The sequence below is a fragment of the Pseudomonas sp. TE31087 genome (assembly GCF_057284075.1).
In genome coordinates this window covers 3275605-3292809 of sequence record NZ_JBXVNN010000001.1, presented here as the reverse complement: position 1 = coordinate 3292809, position 17205 = coordinate 3275605, and the positions used below count along the sequence as shown (strand labels likewise).

General features: G+C 64.6%; 12 protein-coding genes and 2 pseudogenes. 5 read left to right on the top strand and 9 right to left on the bottom strand.

All coding sequences use genetic code 11. The features are described from left to right. Positions 1–15: 15 nt before the first annotated feature. From ACZ899_RS14740 to ACZ899_RS14720, 5 genes and pseudogenes are all read right to left on the bottom strand, one after another. Positions 16–240, bottom strand: coding sequence for a hypothetical protein (locus tag ACZ899_RS14740; RefSeq protein ID WP_050703787.1), 225 nt, complete (start codon positions 238–240; stop codon positions 16–18). Between the two features lie 130 nt (positions 241–370). After that, entirely contained in the window at positions 371–1786 is a 1416-nt protein-coding gene (locus tag ACZ899_RS14735; RefSeq protein ID WP_203647952.1) for a heavy metal sensor histidine kinase, read from the bottom strand. A 141-nt stretch (positions 1787–1927) separates the two neighbouring features. Then, positions 1928–2599, bottom strand: coding sequence for a heavy metal response regulator transcription factor (locus tag ACZ899_RS14730; protein WP_110736828.1), 672 nt, complete (start codon positions 2597–2599; stop codon positions 1928–1930). A 9-nt stretch (positions 2600–2608) separates the two neighbouring features. After that, positions 2609–5701 carry a multidrug efflux RND transporter permease subunit gene (locus tag ACZ899_RS14725; RefSeq protein ID WP_234560465.1) on the bottom strand — a complete coding sequence of 1031 codons (3093 nt, stop codon included), beginning with the start codon at positions 5699–5701 and terminating at the stop codon, positions 2609–2611. A 140-nt stretch (positions 5702–5841) separates the two neighbouring features. After that, positions 5842–6963 (bottom strand): annotated as a pseudogene (locus ACZ899_RS14720) (efflux RND transporter periplasmic adaptor subunit); the annotation flags it as partial. Between the two features lie 222 nt (positions 6964–7185). Between ACZ899_RS14720 and ACZ899_RS14715 the strand changes: the two are divergent. Together ACZ899_RS14715 and ACZ899_RS14710 are read left to right on the top strand one after the other, a co-directional pair. Further along, a pseudogene (locus ACZ899_RS14715) lies at positions 7186–7467 on the top strand (PAS domain-containing protein); the annotation flags it as partial. Positions 7468–7698: 231 nt separating this feature from the next. Continuing rightward, positions 7699–8769, top strand: coding sequence for a methyl-accepting chemotaxis protein (locus ACZ899_RS14710; RefSeq protein ID WP_442799888.1), 1071 nt, complete (start codon positions 7699–7701; stop codon positions 8767–8769). 140 nt (positions 8770–8909) lie between these two features. On the opposite strand, the gene ACZ899_RS14705 is transcribed toward ACZ899_RS14710, so the two are convergent. After that, entirely contained in the window at positions 8910–9644 is a 735-nt protein-coding gene (locus ACZ899_RS14705) for a YkgJ family cysteine cluster protein (protein WP_234560467.1), read from the bottom strand. Then, complete coding sequence (locus ACZ899_RS14700) at positions 9641–9946, bottom strand: hypothetical protein (protein WP_050703793.1); 306 nt, start codon at positions 9944–9946, stop codon at positions 9641–9643. The genes ACZ899_RS14705 and ACZ899_RS14700 overlap by 4 nt, the downstream gene beginning before the upstream one ends. A 187-nt stretch (positions 9947–10133) precedes the next feature. On the opposite strand from ACZ899_RS14700, the gene ACZ899_RS14695 reads away from it, so the two are divergent. Next, positions 10134–11885 carry an anti-phage dCTP deaminase gene (locus tag ACZ899_RS14695; protein WP_232854698.1) on the top strand — a complete coding sequence of 584 codons (1752 nt, stop codon included), beginning with the start codon at positions 10134–10136 and terminating at the stop codon, positions 11883–11885. A 196-nt stretch (positions 11886–12081) separates the two neighbouring features. Here the strand turns inward: ACZ899_RS14695 and ACZ899_RS14690 are convergent, their stop codons facing one another. Continuing rightward, entirely contained in the window at positions 12082–12981 is a 900-nt protein-coding gene (locus ACZ899_RS14690) for a chemotaxis protein (RefSeq protein WP_203647948.1), read from the bottom strand. 239 nt (positions 12982–13220) lie between these two features. After that, positions 13221–14771 carry a nitric oxide reductase transcriptional regulator NorR gene (norR, locus tag ACZ899_RS14685; protein ID WP_234560468.1) on the bottom strand — a complete coding sequence of 517 codons (1551 nt, stop codon included), beginning with the start codon at positions 14769–14771 and terminating at the stop codon, positions 13221–13223. Between the two features lie 154 nt (positions 14772–14925). Between norR and hmpA the strand changes: the two genes are divergently transcribed. Then, positions 14926–16104 (top strand): NO-inducible flavohemoprotein, encoded by a 1179-nt coding sequence (hmpA, locus tag ACZ899_RS14680; RefSeq protein ID WP_234560469.1) that lies wholly within the window; start codon positions 14926–14928, stop codon positions 16102–16104. Positions 16105–16620: 516 nt separating this feature from the next. Beyond that, positions 16621–17127 (top strand): disulfide bond formation protein B, encoded by a 507-nt coding sequence (locus ACZ899_RS14675; RefSeq protein ID WP_203647945.1) that lies wholly within the window; start codon positions 16621–16623, stop codon positions 17125–17127. Positions 17128–17205: the final 78 nt, after the last annotated feature.

The following is a 17205-nucleotide window of genomic DNA, read 5'->3' as shown; positions in this document are numbered from 1 at the left end:
CTGGAGTCAGGCCAATCAGCTGTCGGCATCGGTGTCGACAGAGACTTTGGAAGCAGTCTGCCGTGCGTCTTTTACCGCATCGGCCTGTTGCGCGGCGTAGGCTTCGCGAGCCTCTTGGTGAACGGCGGCAAACTCAGCGTTACGGGCGACAAAGGCCGGGGATTCTTCCGCCATGGCCAGGGGCGACAACAACAGGGAAGACAGGACGAACACGCTGGCAATACCCATACTGTTGGACATGTGATGCAACCTTCTTGCGCGGCAAGTGCTAATGGAGACAGGGCTAAAGTTAGTCCTGTAAACAGCGGGGAAACAGAGGCTGTTCAGATAAGCACTGTTGCGCAAAAAGTAATGATCACGGCAAAAACACTCAGACTTTTACCGCAAACCCGCGTAGTTGAGCGTTTGGCAAGTTGATACCGAAGGTATTGGCGCCCGCTTCGCTGTGCACGAAAACACTGCCGCCGTGCATCAGGGCGATCGCCTTGACGATGGCCAGGCCCAGTCCGTGGTTGCCGCCGCCGCTGTTGGCGCGTGCCGCATCTACCCGGTAGAAGCGCTCGAACAGCATCGGCAGGTGCTCGTCGGCAATCGCCGGCCCCGGGTTGCTCACGGCGATGCTGACCTGTTCCTCGCCCGCCTCGATGCGCACCTGGATCACCTGGTGCGGCGCGGTGTGCTGCACGGCGTTGTTCAGCAGGTTGATCAGCGCCCGGCGCAGCTGGGCCTTCTCGAAACAGGCCTGGGCGTCGCCGCTGACGCTGACGCTGACCTGGGCGTCCTCGAGGATGAAATCGAGGTAGTCGAGGGTGGTGGCCACTTCCTCGGCCAGTGAGGCGCTGGTCAGCGAGGTGGCCTTGCTGCCCTGGTCGGCGCTGGCCAGGAACAGCATGTCGTTGATGATGCTGCGCAGGCGCTCCAGCTCTTCGAGGTTCGATTGCAGCACCTCGAAGTAGTGCTCGGCGCTGCGCCCGCGGGTCAGGGCGACCTGGGTCTGGCCGATCAGGTTGGTCAGCGGCGAGCGCAGTTCGTGGGCGACATCGGCGTTGAACGCCTCGAGTTGCGAATAGGCCTGGCTGACCCGGTCAAGGGCGGCGTTGAAGGCACCGGCGAACTGCGCCAGTTCCGGCGGCAGGTCGCGGGTCTGCAGGCGCCCGTCCAGGCGTGGCGGGGCCAGGGCCTGGGCTTCGTCCGACAGCGCCAGCAGAGGCTTGAGGCCGATGCGCGCGACCCAGTAGCCGAGTAGCGAGGCCAGCAGCACGCCGAAGGCGGCCAGGCCGACGATGGCCACCAGCAGGCTGTGCTGGGCCTGCCAGAAGGTCTCGGTGTCGATGCCGATCAGAAAGCGCAGCGATGGGCGCTCACCCAGTGCCGGCAGTTCGCTGACCAACACCTTGTACGGGTAGGGGCTGTCGCTCAGGCGCAGGTCGCGCATGCCCGGCGCGCCCTCGGCGAAGCCGCGCACCTGCTCGGTGGGATGGCCGTATTCGAACGCCGGGTTGCTGCTCACCACCCAGAAGCGGATGCGTCGGTCTTCCTCGCTGAGCAGGTTGAGCTTGTTGTTGATCTTGGCCCAGTGCTCGGGAGTGCCGTAGCGGTTGAGGGTGGATTCGAGCACGCTGAAGCGCGCGTCCAGTTCGGCGGCCGGCAGCAGGTCGAGGCTGCGGTCGACCTGGCGGTACAGGGCGCTGCCGATCAGCACGAACACGGCCAGGGCCACCAGGGTGAACAGGGCCGAGAGGCGCAGGGCGATGGAGTTGCCGGGTTTGGCACGCAAGAGGTTCATGTCCGATTGCCCGTCGGAGGTTCGTGGGAGCGGGCTTGCCCCGCGAACACCGGCCAAGCCGGTGCCATCCACGGCGCCGCCTGCATCGCGGGGCAAGCCCGCTCCCACGCTATCAACGAAATGCGTGCAGCGCCCCTGAGGCTACCCACGGTTCTCCAGGACATAACCCATGCCTCGAATGGTATGCAGCAGCTTGTTGTCGAACGGCCCGTCGAGCTTGGCGCGCAGGCGCTTGATGGCCACCTCGACGACATTGGCGTCGCTGTCAAAGTTGATGTCCCAGACCAGCTCGGCGATGGCGGTCTTGGACAGGATCTCGCCCTGGCGCCGGGCCAGCACGCTGAGCAGCGAGAACTCCTTGGCGGTCAGGTCCAGGCGCGATCCCGCGCGGGTGGCCTTGCGCGCCATCAGGTCGATCCACAGGTCGGCGACCTGAATCTGCAAGGGCTCGTGGATGGCACTGCGCCGGGTCAGCGCCTGCAGGCGGGCGACCAGTTCGAGGAACGAGAACGGCTTGCCCAGGTAGTCGTCGGCGCCTTCGCGCAGGCCGTGGATACGGTCCTCGACCCGCTCGCGGGCGGTGAGCATGATCACCGGCGTCTGCTTGCGCGCCCGCAGTGCGCGCAACACGCCATAGCCATCCAGGCCCGGCAGCATCACGTCGAGCACGATCACCGCGTAGTCGCCTTCCAGGGCCAGGTGCAGACCGTCGATGCCGTCGCGGGCCAGGTCGACGGTGAAGCCCTGCTCGGTGAGGCCGCGATGCAGGTAGTCGGCGGTTTTCTCTTCGTCTTCGATGATCAGCACACGCATGGTCTTGTCTCAACTGGCGGTCGGCGCGGGGGCGGCAGCGGCCCGGCGGCGGTGGAACAGACGCTCCAGGGCCAAGTATATGACCGGGGTGGTGAACAGCGTCAGGGCCTGGCTCACCAGCAGGCCGCCGACCACGGCGATGCCCAGCGGCTGGCGCAGCTCGGCGCCGGTGCCGAAGCCGAACATCAGCGGCACCGCGCCAAGCAGCGCGGCCAGGGTGGTCATGATGATCGGACGGAAGCGCACCAGGCATGCCTGGCGGATCGCCTGCTCTGGCGTCATGCCCTGGTGACGCTGGGCGTCGAGGGCGAAGTCGATGAGCAGGATGCCGTTCTTCTTGACGATGCCGATCAGCAGCACCACGCCGATCAGGCCCATGATGGTGAAGTCCTGGCCCATCAGCCACAGCAGGATCAGCGCGCCCAGGCCCGCCGAGGGCAGGGTGGAGATGATGGTCAGCGGGTGCACGAAGCTCTCGTAGAGCACGCCGAGGATGATGTACACCGCCACCAGCGCGGCGAGGATCAGGTACGGCTGGCTCGACAGCGAGCTCTGGAACGCCTGGGCCGCGCCCTGGAAGTTGCCGGCGATGGAGTCGGGCATGCCCAGCTCGCGCTGGGTGCGTTCGAGGATCTGCACCGCATCGCCCAAGGCCACGCCGGGGGCCAGGTTGAACGACAGGTTGGCCGCCGGGAACAGGCCGTCGTGGCTGATCGACAGCGGCCCGGTGCTGGGCGGCGCGACATGGGCCAGGGCCGACAGCGGCACCATCTCGCCGGACAGCGGCGAGCGCAGGTAGAAGTAGTTGAGGCTCTCGGCCTTGCCGCGCTGGCGGGCGTCCAGCTCGAGGATCACCTTGTACTGGTTGGTCTCGGTCTGGAACTCGCTGATCTGTCTCTGGCCGAAGGCGTCATACAGTGCCTGGTCGACGTCGGTGGTGGTCAGGCCGAAGCGCGCCGCGGCCTGGCGGTCGATGTCGATGCGGGTGACGCTGGCGCCCAGCTGCAGGTCGTTGGACAGGTCGCGAAACGCCGGATTTTCACGCAAGCGCTCGGTCAGGCGCTGGGTCCACAGGTTCAGGGCCACGCCGTCATTGCTCTTGAGCACGTACTGGTACTGGGTGCGCGAGGGGCCGGAGCTGAGGTTGATGTCCTGCCCGGCGCGCAGGTAGAGGACGATGCCGGGGATTTGCATCAGTTTCGGGCGCATGCGGTCGATCCATTCACTGGCCGACACATCGCGTTCGCCACGGGGCTTGAGGGAAATCCAGAAGCGGCCGTTGGCGATGGTCTGGTTGCTGCCGGTGACGCCGACCGAGTGGGAGAAGGCGCGCACCGCAGGGTCGGCCTCGATGATCTTCGCCAGGGCCTGGTGTTTCTCGATCATCGCCGGGTAGGAGACATCCGCCGCCGCTTCGGTGGTGCCGAGGATGAAACCGGTGTCCTGCAACGGGAAGAAGCCCTTGGGGATGGCCACGTAACCGGCCACCGCCAGCGCCAGGGTCAGGCCGAACACGCCGAGGGTGATGCGCCGGTGCGCCAGGGCCCGGTCCAGGCCTTTTTCATACCAGCGCACCAGGCGCTGGCCGAGGCCGCCATGCTGCTCTTCGGGCGGGCGGCGCATGCACAGCGCGGCCAGGGTCGGCGCCAGGGTCAGCGAGACCACCACCGAAATCAGGATGGTCGCGGTGGCGGTCAGGGCGAACTCCTTGAACAGCCGGCCGACCACGCCGCCCATGAACAGCAGCGGAATGAACGCGGCGATCAGCGAGAAGCTGATCGACACCACGGTGAAGCCGATCTCGCCGGCGCCCTTGAGCGCGGCGGTGCGGCTGTCGTCGCCGGCCTCCAGGTGGCGGTGGATGTTCTCCACCACGACGATGGCGTCATCCACCACGAAGCCCACGGCGATGACGATGGCCACCAGGGTCAGGTTGTTGAGGCTGAAACCGAACACGTACATCAGCGCGCAACTGGCGATCAGCGACACGCCGAGCACGCTGGAGACGATGAAGGTGGCCGACCACTGGCGCAGGAACAGCGCCATCACCCCGATCACCAGGGCCACGGCGATCATCAAGGTCAGCTCGACCTCGTGCAGCGAGGCGCGGATGGTCTGGGTGCGGTCCTGCAGCACCGAGACATCGACCGCCGCCGGCAGCATCTCCTGCAGGCGCGGCAGGGCGTCGAGCACCCGGTCCACGGTGTCGACGATGTTGGCGCCGGGCTGGCGGAAGATCACCAGGTTCAGCCCCGGCCGGTCGCCGGACCAGGCCTTCACATAGGCGTTCTCGGCGCCATCGATCACCTTGGCCACGTCAGCCAGGTGCACCGGCGCGCCGTTGCGGTAGCTGACGATCAGCCTGGCGTAGTCCTCGGGGTGGAACAGCTGGTCGTTGGCGGCAATGGTCGACACGCTGTGTTCGCCGTACAGCGCGCCCTTGGCCAGGTTGAGGCTGGTCTGCTGGATGGCCAGGCGGATATCGGCCAGGGTCAGGCCGATGGCGGCGAGCTTCTCGGGCTGGGCCTGCACGCGGATGGCCGGGCGCAGCTGGCCGGTGATGTTGATCAGGCCGACCCCGTCGATCTGGCTGAGCTGGCGGGCCAGCAGGGTCTCGGCGTAGTCGCTGAGCTCATTGCCGGGCATCTGCGTCGAGCTGACGGTGAGGATCAGCACCGGGCTGTCGGCCGGGTTGACCTTGCGCCAGGTGGGCGGGCTGGGCATGTCCTGGGGCAGGCGCGCGGTGGCGGTGTTGATCGCCGCCTGGACTTCCTGGGCGGCGGTGTCGATGTTCTTGTCGAGGGTGAACTGCAGGATCAGGTTGGTCGAGCCCAGGGCGCTGCTGCTGGTCATCTGGGTCATGCCGGGGATGGCGCTGAACTGCACCTCCAGGGGCGTCGCCACCGACGAGGCCATGGTTTCCGGGCTGGCGCCGGGCAATTGGGCGGTGACCTGGATGGTCGGGAAGTCGGCCTCGGGCAGGGGCGCCACCGGCAGGCGCGGGAAGGCGATGGCGCCCAGCAGCACCAGGGCGAAGGTCAGCAGCAGGGTGGCGATGGGGTGGTCGATGCACCAGGCCGAGACGCCGTTGCGGGTGTTCATGGCTGGCTCGCCTCGGCTTTGGCGTTGTCGGTAAGGGCCTCATCGCGGGGCAAGCCCGCTCCCACGTCCTGGTGCTGCCTGGGTGGGAGCGGGCTTGTCCCGCGATTGCCATCCGCCAGGCGCTGCGACTGCTTGCACTGTGACTCGCCACTGAGCTCCACGTGGCTCCCCGGCTTGAGCCGCGACTGTCCATCGAGCACCAGGCAATCGCCGGCCTTGACCCCGGCGATGACGTTCAGCGTGCTGTCCTGGTACACCACCTTGACCGGCACGGCGCTGACCTTGTCGCCGTCCATGCGGTAGACGAAGTGGCCGTCGATGCTGCGTTGCACCACCGGCGGCGGCACCACCAGGGCGTCCTCGTCCACCGCCGTGCGCAGGCGCACGGTGACCAGCTGGCCGGGCCACAGGCGGCCGTCCTGGTTGTCGAACTCGGCCTTGATCCGCACCGTGCCGGTGGTGGTCGAGACCTGGTTGTCGATCAGCATCAGGTGACCCTTGGCGAGCAGGCTGCGTTCACCGTCGGCGTCCATGTACGCTTCGACCTCGGCGGGGGTAGGCGATTTCAGCAAGCCCTGCAGGACCGGGAGCTGCTGCTGAGGCAGGGCGAACTCCACGGCGATCGGGTCGATCTGGGTGACGCTGAACAGGCTCTGGGTGTCGCTGGTACGCACCAGATTGCCGGGGTCGACGTTGCGGATGCCGACGCGGCCAGTGACCGGCGAGCGGATCTGTGTGTAGCTGAGTTGTACCGCGGTGTTGTCGATGGCCGCCTGGTTGCCTTTGATGGTTGCCTGCAACTGGTTCACCAGGGCCTGCTGCTGGTCGAGGGTCTGCTTCGACACGCCGTCGTCGGTGCTGAGCAACTGGTAGCGCTTGAGGTTGACGTTGGCCACCTGCAACTGCGCCTGGGTCTGGCCGAGCTGGGCGCGGGCCTGGTCCAGGCTGGCGCGGATCGCCCGGTCGTCGAGAGTCGCCAGCAGGTCGCCTTGCTTGACCCACTGGCCTTCCTTGACCAGCACCTGGGTCAGCACGCCCTCGACCTGGGGGCGGAGCTCGACGCTGTGCAGCGACAGCACCGAGCCGATGGCGTCGAGGTAGCGCGGCACGTCCTGTTGGGCCACCGCGACCACCCGCACGGGGATCGCGCTGGCGGCGCGGTTGGCCGGGGCTTCGTGGCGCAATCCCTGCCAGGTGCCGACGACGGCCAGCAGGACAAGGGCCAGCGCGGCGATAACGAGGGAGCGGGACGGACGTCGCATCGGGGCGGGCACCTTGGCCAAGGGGCTAAGAAAAGGATTCGGCTATTGCAGGGTTATAGCGCGCTGACCGGGTCGGCAGCGTGACGCCTGGCTGTCACGGCTGTCAGTTTCGGCGGCTTGATGGCCAAGTGCCAATACCCTGCCATGGATCAATGTTGCGCCGGCGTTTGCCCCTAGAGTCGTACGCCCTGCCGATTTCACGTACAACAACGAGAGCCTCCGATGAAGTGCAATATGCCTGTTACCGGTCGCGAAGTGGATTACCCCGGCGACGCCAATATCCTGTCCACCACCGACCTGGACAGCCGCATCACCTATGCCAATGACGATTTCCTGCGGGTCAGCGGATTCTCCCGCGAGGAGCTGCTGGGCAACGCCCATCACATCGTCCGCCACCCCGACATGCCGCCCCAGGCATTTGCCCAGATGTGGCAGGCGCTCAAGGCCGGGCGCTCGTGGATGGGGCTGGTGAAGAACCGCTGCAAGAACGGCGACCACTACTGGGTGAGCGCCTTCGTCTCGCCGATCAGCAGCGGCGGGCAGGCGCTGGAGTACCAGTCGGTGCGGACCAAGCCCGGGGCCGAGCAGGTCGCCGCGGCTGAACGGTGTTATGCGCGTCTGCGCGAAGGTCGGCGTGGCTGGCGCGAGCGCTTGCCGGTGCTGGGGCTGGGTTCGCGTCTGTCGCTGGCGGTCGGCGTCGTGCTGGCGTTGGTGCTGGGGGCCGGGCAGTGGTGGCTGGGGGCGCCGCTGCTGGAATCGCTGGTAGAAGTAGCGGCGGCGGCAGGTTTGAGCAGCCTGGCGATCCTGTTACTGCTGCGCCCCTACGAGCGGCTGCGCCAGCAGGCCCAGGCGATCGCCGACAACCCACTGAGCCAGCAGTTGTACACCGGCCGGCGTGATGGCCTGGGGCAGATCGAGTTCGCCATGCGCATGCTCAAGGCGCAGCTGGGGGCGGTGGTCGGGCGTATCGGCGATACCTCGTCACGCCTGGCCGGACATTCCGGCTCGCTGGTCGAGGCCTTGCACAGCAGTCATGCCAACAGCCTTGAGCAGCAGAGCGAAGCCGACCAGGTGGCCACCGCGATCCACCAGATGAGCGCCAGCGTCGCCCAGGTGGCCAGCAGCGCGCAGATGGCGGCGATGGCCGCCGACCAGGCCGAGGACGAGACCCAGTCCGGCCACCAGCTGGTCGACCGCAACCGCTGCGCGATCCAGGACCTGGCAGGTTCACTGGTCGAGGCCAGCGAGGTGATCCACCAGCTGGAGAGTCACAGCAGCGAGATCTCCGGGGTGCTCGATGTGATCCGCGGCATTGCCGAGCAGACCAACCTGCTGGCGCTCAACGCCGCCATCGAGGCGGCCCGGGCCGGTGACCAGGGGCGTGGCTTCGCGGTGGTCGCCGACGAGGTGCGCGGTCTGGCCCAGCGCACCGCGCAGTCCACCCACGATATCCAGCGCATGATCGCCGCCCTGCAGGACGGCGCCCGCGCGGCGGTGCAGGTGATGCAGCAGAGCAGCGCCCATGCCGGGCACAGTGTCGAGCAGGCGCAGCTGGCCAGCGACGCGCTGGACAGCATCAGCGTGCGGGTCAACCAGATCAACGAGATGAGCCTGCAGATCGCCGCGGCAGTGGAGCAGCAGAGCCAGGTCAGCGAGAACATCAACCGCAACATCACCAGCATCCGCCAGGCCAGCGAGGCGACGGTCAGCGTCGGGCAGCGCAGTCATAGCAGTGCCAGTGACGTGGCGGACCTGGCCAAGGACCTGCGGCGGCTGGCGGATGAGTTCTGGCGGCGGTGTCAGTGATTGATTGAGTTGTCAGGGCCGGCCCTATCGCGGGGCAAGCCCGCTCCCACAATGTTGGCATCGAAGCATCGAAGCATCGAAGCATCGAAGCATCGGAGGGGGAGGGCGTGGGAGCGGGCTTGCCCCGCGATTGGATCTATCTAGAATCCGATGAACGCATAGTAGACCGGCGCCTCGCCCGTCACCTGCAAGCGATGAGCTTGTAGTTCGGCCGCAAGCGCCTCGTCCTGCACATGCACCCGCCACGGCCCATCGACCGCCTGTGGCGCTTGTTCCAGCACCGCAGCAAACGCCGCCATGTCCGGCAACCACGCAGTAAACCCGTTGCCCTTCAGCGCACTGGTGGTCATCCCCAGCGCCTGGCATATCGCCACCTTGGCGGCGATATCGTCGCGGTCCGCCTGGCGCGAGGCCTCGATCAAGGCGCGCAGTGCCTCATCCACCGGCAGGCTGCCATGAATCAGCTCAGGCCCCTGCTCCCAGGCCTCGGGCGGGCAGTCCTTGTTTTCCGGCCGCAGCGGCAGGTGCGGGTTGATTTCCGCCGGGTAGATGCGGCAGACCAGCGGCCGGCTTTCATAGATGCCGCACAGGTCGTTGTCATCGAGGTTGCGACAACGTCCCGGGTTGAACGCGGCGAAGGTGACCGACACCTGCAGTTGCCCGGCGCCACAGGGCACCGGGAACGAGCGGCGTAGCACATGCTCGCGCTGCTCTGCCGGCATGCCAGGACCATCGGCAATGAACCCTTCGATCAGCACCACCACCTGGCCGCCGGAGGCCGCCCACTGATGGGCCTCGGCAAGCGTCAGGGGCACATGATGGCCCGTGCAGCATTTGCCGCAGCCGGTGCAGGCGAAGCGAATGCTGTCGCTCATCGCTTGCCGGCTTCCCATTCGCTGGTAAAGGCTTGCTGGCGTTGGCGGTCGTAGAGGCACAGCTCGGTGCCGGTGCGGTTCTGCATGTGCTTCTGGGGGTAGGTGCCTTCGATCAGCAGCGCGCTGTAACCGACCTGGTCGTCGAACTCGGCGGGTTTGCCCAGGGCGTGGGCATCCTTGAACTGGCTGGCGGCCAGGCAGGCCTTGAGCATGTGCTGGCGCTGGTCGCTCCAGGCTTGTGGCGTCGAAGCTTGGGCGGAAACGGTTAGTAACGAAAGGCTAAGCAGTATCGAACGTAGCATGGGGCATGACCTCAACAAGAGAGGGAATTATGCCTTTCCATTGACGCAACGCAAATTGTGAATTTTCCTACGTTTTTAGCGGAAGGCTGAAACTTTATTAGCAAGCATTGCTCGCGCTGGAAAGAGGATGATTCGTGGCTATACCTGTAGGGATTCAAAAGCCAACGGGCAACGGTGAGGTCATGGAATGCGTTTCGAGGGATCATTCGCGCAGCTGAAGGAGCGCCTGGAAATATTGGCGCAGGTTGGAACATGGAAAGAACTTAACCCGAACCAGTTTGAGTTTCGCACCCATAGCGGTGGTGTGATGTCTTGGTACCCGGGCACGGGTGAACTGAGTTTTCAGGGGAAGCCGGAGTCCTCCCTGGAACTGGAGCAGTTGGTAAGAGGGATACTGTCACAGGACGGTGAGGCCATGCCCGATGCCCGGCCACTCATGGAAAATCTTGCGCACGCTCCTGAATTCATGAATATGTCCTTCCTGGATGATTCCTATGCGGATTCCGAGTTGGTTCTGGGATTCGTCGGGGCACTGGGAACTGACCTGAAAGTGGTTTGCCAAATTGTCGAAGATCGGCTCAAGGCGTTTCGCTATACCTCTAACTCCATTCGTATATCCAGTGAGGTTATTTCAAAAATCGGGAACGTTCCGGACACAGAAAACCGCGTTGAGCGTATAGACAGGTACATGCGTGAAGGTAATCGGTTAAGAGAGGTGTCAGGGGATAATTCGATACTGGCGTTGGGTGCTGCTGTCGCCATCAGCCAATTGAGGTACCAGAAAAATCAGGGAGCGCCTGGTAGAAATGCCTATCTGATCAACTCACTGAAAACACCGTTTGAGGTGCAGCGACTGCGGAAGATTTACGCTGGAGGGTTCTTCTTGATCGGCGTGCATGCGGACCATGAGCGCAGAAGTCGCTATCTTCTCAAGGACTTGCAGTTGACTAAGGAGCAGGCGGCGGATCTGATTTCACGGGATGAGAACGAAAAAGAGCCACATGGGCAGCACACCCGAGATACTTACCATTTGTCTGATTTCTTTGTCAGTTATGACGGGAATCTTGATGCCCTCAAGAATCAGGTCTGGCGAATTCTGGATCTGTTGTTCGGAAAGCCCTACGTCACCCCCACTTTCGATGAGTATGCGATGTTCATGGCATTTTCTGCCTCACTGAGGTCCGCTGACCTATCACGGCAGGTCGGTGCTGTACTGACCAAGCACGATTGCATCATCGCAACGGGGGCTAACGATGTACCCAAGGCAGGAGGCGGCCTGTACTGGCCAACCAGGAGTGAAGCACATGAAATTGTGGATGAGGAGGATGGAAGGGACTACAAACGAGGCGAGGACTCCAACGCCATGCAAAAAAAGGAGATTGTAGACAACATCATTCGCTCATTACCCGAGCACTGTCGGGATGAGGTGGCGCCGTTGATAAGAAATAGCGGAATAAAAGATATCACTGAATACGGGCGGGTCGTCCATGCGGAAATGGAAGCGCTGCTGTCATCTTCAAGAATGGGGGTAAGTGCAGTTGATAGCACGCTGTATTGCACCACTTACCCTTGTCACAACTGTGCAAAACACATTATTGCCGCAGGTGTCGACCGTGTGGTTTATGTCGAGCCTTACCCCAAGAGTAAGGCTCAGAAATTTCATTCGGATTCGATTTCCCAGGACCGTTCGCACAAAGGGGTATTTTTTGACGCCTTCATCGGCGTGGGCCCAAGAAGCTTCTTTGATCTGTTTTCCATGAGTCTGGGTAGCGGCTACGCTGTCATACGTAAGACCGAGGATGGGCAAACGGTTGACTGGACTGAAGCAGATGCTAGATTGCGCACCCAGATGCTGCCTTGTTCATACATCGATCATGAGGATGAGGCTGGGTATACTTTGTCAATGTACTTGAAGGATGATTCCGATGAACGGAAGTAAAGAGGAATTTCTTCGTTACCTCGATGAATGTCGAGAAAAGGTCGAGCAGTGGCCGACCTGGAAGCGGGGGGCCGTGAAAGCGCCGAACCGAGAGCCAGTCGTTTCCAGGGCGGCCTCGCAGCCCCGCCCTCAGTCGACGAATAGCCGCTGAGGCCTCAAGAGCCATGCACTCGCATGGCTCTTCACGCTCTGGCTTTCAGCGCTCCTCGAACACCACCGCCCGCGCCGCCGTCACCAGGCAGTTGGTCAGCTCCGGCGAGGAGAACTTGGTCAGGATCGCATTGGCCCCCGCCAGCTTGGCCTTGTCGCCGCTCATCGCGCTGTCCAGCGAGGTGTGCAGCAGGATGTACAGGTGCTGGAAGTCGGGGGTTTCGCGCAAGGTGCGGGTGAAGGCGAAGCCATCCATCTCGGACATCTCGATGTCGGAGACAATGATGTTGATCTCCCTGTCGGTGCCTTGCAGTTCCAACAGCACGTTGATCGCATCCTTGGCGCTGCGCGCGGTATGGCACTCGATGCCGAGGTTGCGCAGGGTGTGCACCGACTGCTGCAGCGCGACCTGGCTGTCGTCCACCACCAGGATATTGGCGGCGGCCAGCAGGCTGGCGTCTTCCTCGCTGACTTCGCCCGGGTGCGGCTCGTGGGGCGGCGGGGCGATGCCATGGATGACCTTCTCGATGTCCAGCACCTGCACCAGGGCGTTGTCGACCCGGGTCACGCCGGTGATGAACGAGCGGTTGCCCGAGCCGTAGGGCGGCGGCTTGATGTCGGTGCTCAGGCAATGGACGATGCGGCTCACCGCCTGTACGTGCAGGCCCTGGCGCGAGCGGCTGATCTCGGTGACGATCAGGCAGCCGCCGTCGGGGTCGGCCAGGGGCATTTCGCCGATGGCCCGGGACAGGTCGATCACCGACAGCGAGTTGCCGCGCAGGGTGGCGACGCCTTTGACGTGCGGGTGGGCCTCCGGCAGCTTGGTCAGCGGCGGGCAGGGGATGATCTCGCTGACCTTGAGCAGGTTGATTGCCATCAGCTTGCCGCTGCGCAGGGTGAACAGCAGCAGGGACAACGAGTCCGCGCGGGCTTTTTGCGTGGCCATGGGCAACCTTCGGTTCGAAATGGGGGAGGATGCCGGGTTATCGGCTTTTTGGCGTCAGGCTTTAGCTTAGTTTGCTATTTGCAGTCCATCGCGGGGCTGTAACTGTAGGAGCGGCCTTGTGCCGCGAAAGGGCCGCGAAGCGGCCCCGGCAGTTTCAGCGTTTCATCGATATGAGGGGCTGCTGCGCAGCCCTTTCGCGGCACAAGGCCGCTCCTGCAGGGGCGGCACATGGCCTGAAGCTAGCGCAGTCCCAGTCGCTTGGCCAACCGGCTCAGGTTGGCCCGGTCCAGCCCCAGTTCCCGCGCGGCGGCGGCCCAGTTGTCCCCGTGGCGATTCAGGCACGCTTCGACGATCTGCCGCTGATAATCATCCACTGCCTCGCGCAGCCCACCCTCGGGCAATGGCGCGTCGGCCGGCGGCACCTCGGTTTCTAACTGCGGGGTCGGCGCCACGTTGCGCAGGTCGAGGTCGGCCGCCTCCAGGGTGAGGATCTTCGGCCGCTGTCCGTGTTGCCCCAGCGCCTTGAGCGCCGAACGGCCGATCAGATGCTCCAGTTCGCGCACATTGCCTGGCCAGCTGTAGGCCAGCAGTGCGGCCTGGGCGTCTGCGGACAACCGCAGGCTGCCCAGCCCCAGGCGCGAGCGGTTCTGTTCGAGGAAGTAGCCGGCCAGCAGCAGCACGTCGCGACCCCGGTCCCGCAGCGGTGGCACGTGCAACGGGTAGACGCTCAGGCGGTGGTAGAAGTCGGCGCGGAAGTGGCCGCTGCGCACTTCCTCGGCCAGGTCGCGGTTGGTCGCGGCGATCAGGCGCACATCCACCCGGTGCTCGCGATCCGAGCCCAGCCGCTGCAGTTGCCCGCTCTGCAGCACACGCAGCAGCTTGGCCTGCACCGCCAGGGGCAGCTCGCCGACCTCATCGAGGAACAGCGTGCCGCCGTTGGCCAGCTCGAACTTGCCCCGGCGTTCGCCGTGGGCGCCGGTGAAGGCGCCGCGCACATGGCCGAACAGTTCGCTTTCCACCAGGGTGTCGGGCAGGGCGGCGCAGTTGAGGCTGACCAGCGGTTTGTCGGCACGCTGGCTGGCGTGGTGCAGGGCCTGGGCCACCAGCTCCTTGCCGACGCCGGTCTCGCCGGTGATCAGCACGGTCAGGTCGCTGCCGCCGACCAGGCGGATCTCCTCGACCAGACGTTTGTGCGCCTTGCTCTGGCCGATCAGTTCCCGGTCCTGGCCGCTGGCCTGGCGGTACACCTCGGCGCGCTGGTGTTCGTCCTCGGCACGCAGGGCCAGGTGCTCGATGCGCTCGGCCACGGTCACCGTGGCGGCGGCCAGGCTGGCGAAGGCCTGCAGGGCATCGAGCTCCAGGCTCTGGAACTGTCCGGGGGTGAGGGCGTCGAGGGTCAGCAGGCCCCACGGGCGCTCGTCGACCATCAACGGGCAGCCCATGCAGTCGTGGACTTCGAGGTCGACATGCTCGGCATTGACCAGACCGTCATAAGGGTCGGGCAATGGGCTGTCGCTGGCGAAGCGGGTTGGCTCCGGGCGCCCGAGGAGAATCTGAAAGCGCGGGTGTTCGCTGACCTTGAAGCGCCGCCCCAGGGTGTCTGGCGACAGGCCGTCCACCGCCAGCGGCACCAGCCATTCGCCGTCCAGGCGCAACAGCGCTGCAGCATCGCAGGGCAGCAGGCCACGCATGGCACCGAGCAGGCGGCGGTAGCGCTCCTGATCGGGCAGGTCGCAGGAGAGGTCGCTGACCAGGGGGAGGAGGGCGGTGAGCAGGGGCTTTGCAGTCATATGGACTCCTGTTGGTCGTAATGACTATACGCCTGGGTGTGTCTTTATGACACTGATGTGCTCAAAAGCCTGATTTTATTGGTGTTTAAAGTTGGCACGATTGCTGAAAAGCCTTACGCAACCATTCGAAGCCAAAGGCTCAGGAGTTGTCGCAATGCTCAATGCCGAACAACGTGCAATCATCAAGGCCACTGTCCCCCTGCTGGAAAGCGGTGGCGAGGCCCTGACCACCCACTTCTACAAACTGATGCTCAGCGAGTACCCCGAGGTGCGTCCGCTGTTCAACCAGGCGCACCAGGCCAGCGGCGACCAGCCGCGCGCCCTGGCCAACGGCGTGCTGATGTACGCCCGCCACATCGACCGGCTCGAGCAGCTGGGCGGCCTGGTCGGGCAGATCATCAACAAACATGTGGCCCTGCAGATCCTCCCCGAACACTATCCGATCGTCGGCAGCTGCCTGCTGCGCGCCATCGAGGAAGTGCTGGGCAAGGACATTGCCACCCCTGAAGTGATCGCCGCCTGGGCCGCCGCCTATGGCCAACTGGCCGACATCCTCATCGGCGCGGAAGAGCACCTCTATAAAGAGAAGGAGCAAGCCGCTGGCGGCTGGCGTGGTACCCGCGAGTTTCGCCTGGTGCGCCGCGAGCAGGAAAGCAGCGAGATCGTCTCGTTCTACTTCGCACCTGTCGATGGCAAGCCGGTGCTCAAGGCCGAGCCGGGCCAGTACATTGGCCTGCAACTGTTCATCGATGGCCAGGAACAGCGTCGCAACTACTCGCTGTCGGCCCTGTGCGACGGCGAGCAGTACCGCATCAGCGTCAAGCGTGAGGCGGGTGGCAAGGTCTCCAACTACCTGCATGACGGCTTGATGGTCGGCGACACCCTGCAGCTGTTCCCGCCTTCCGGTGACTTCACCCTGGCCGCCAGCGACAAGCCGCTGGTGCTGATCAGTGGCGGCGTGGGCATCACCCCGACCCTGGCAATGCTCGAGGCGGCGCTCAAGACCGAGCGTCCGGTGCACTTCATCCACTGTGCGCGCAATGGCGCGGTGCATGCGTTCCGCGACTGGATCGACGGCCTGGCGGCGCGTCATCCGCAGCTCAAGCGCTTCTATTGCTACGCCGAGGACGATGGCAGCCAGGTCGCCGACGCCGTGGGCCTGCTGGACCAGTCGCTTCTGGGCGAGTGGCTGCCGCGTGAGCGTGACATCGATGCCTACTTCCTCGGGCCGAAGGGTTTCATGGCCGCGATCAAGCGCCAGCTCAAGAGCTTGGGCGTGCCGGAAGGGCAGAGCCGTTACGAGTTCTTCGGGCCGGCGGCGGCGTTGGAGTGAAACGCTGAGCCCATCGCGGGGCAAGCCCGCTCCCACGCTGAACCAGGTAGTGCTGGCGTGGGAGCGGGCTTGCCCCGCGATTCATCCCAATCGCTGCGGTTCGGCGTTCTGTCGCGCCGGCAGCACCCGGATGCTCCCGGCCGTGGGTAATCGAGAACGAAACGGACGATAGCATTCGGCGCTATCGGCGTGGCCGAGCGCCGAACCGCAGCGATTGGGCCTATCCCTTCTCTATATAGAAAGAGATGAACGCCTCCACACTGGCGTTCATCTTTAATCCTCCTTTAATTACCGTATCCTTCACTCCCGGGTGTCGAGGGGCCTGCCCCTGTCCGGTGCTCAAGCTGGCGCATTTTTCATGTTGGCCAGTGAACCGAAACCGACCCGCTCGGTCCTAGGTCATCAATGGATAGCCGCGCACGCCCCTCCTCGATGCATTCAAAGGTCATCTCCAGCGTGTAGACTGGGCGCCCCTCGGGCAGCCCGCGCTGCCACTCTCCATCGAAGGAATCGGCAATGAACGAACTCTCATCGCGCCTGAATCGGGAACGGCGCTTTCTGGTGCTCCTCGGCGTGATCTGCCTGGCGCTGATCGGCGGCGCCCTGTACATGCAGGTGGTGCTGGGCGAGGCGCCTTGCCCGCTGTGCATCCTGCAGCGCTATGCCCTGCTGTTCATCGCGCTCTTCGCCTTCATCGCCGCAGCCATGCCCGGGCGTCGCAGCCTGACCTTCTTCGAGGCGCTGGTGGTGCTCAGCGCCATCGGCGGGATCATTGCGGCGGGTAACCATGTGTATATACTCGCCAACCCGATGGTCAGCTGCGGCATCGACACCCTGCAGCCCATCGTCGACGACCTGCCGCTGGCCAAGCTCTGGCCGCTGGCCTTCCAGGTCGACGGTTTCTGCTCCACCCCGTACCCGCCGATCCTCGGCCTGTCGCTGGCGCAATGGGCGCTGGTGGCCTTCGTCCTGACGGCGGTGCTGGTGCCCCTGGGGATCTACCGAAACCGACGTCGCGCTTAGACCAAAGTCCCGAATTGACCTGGGTCTATTGCGCGGCGAGATAAGCCGCAGTGCGCACCGCACGATTGATCCAGGTCA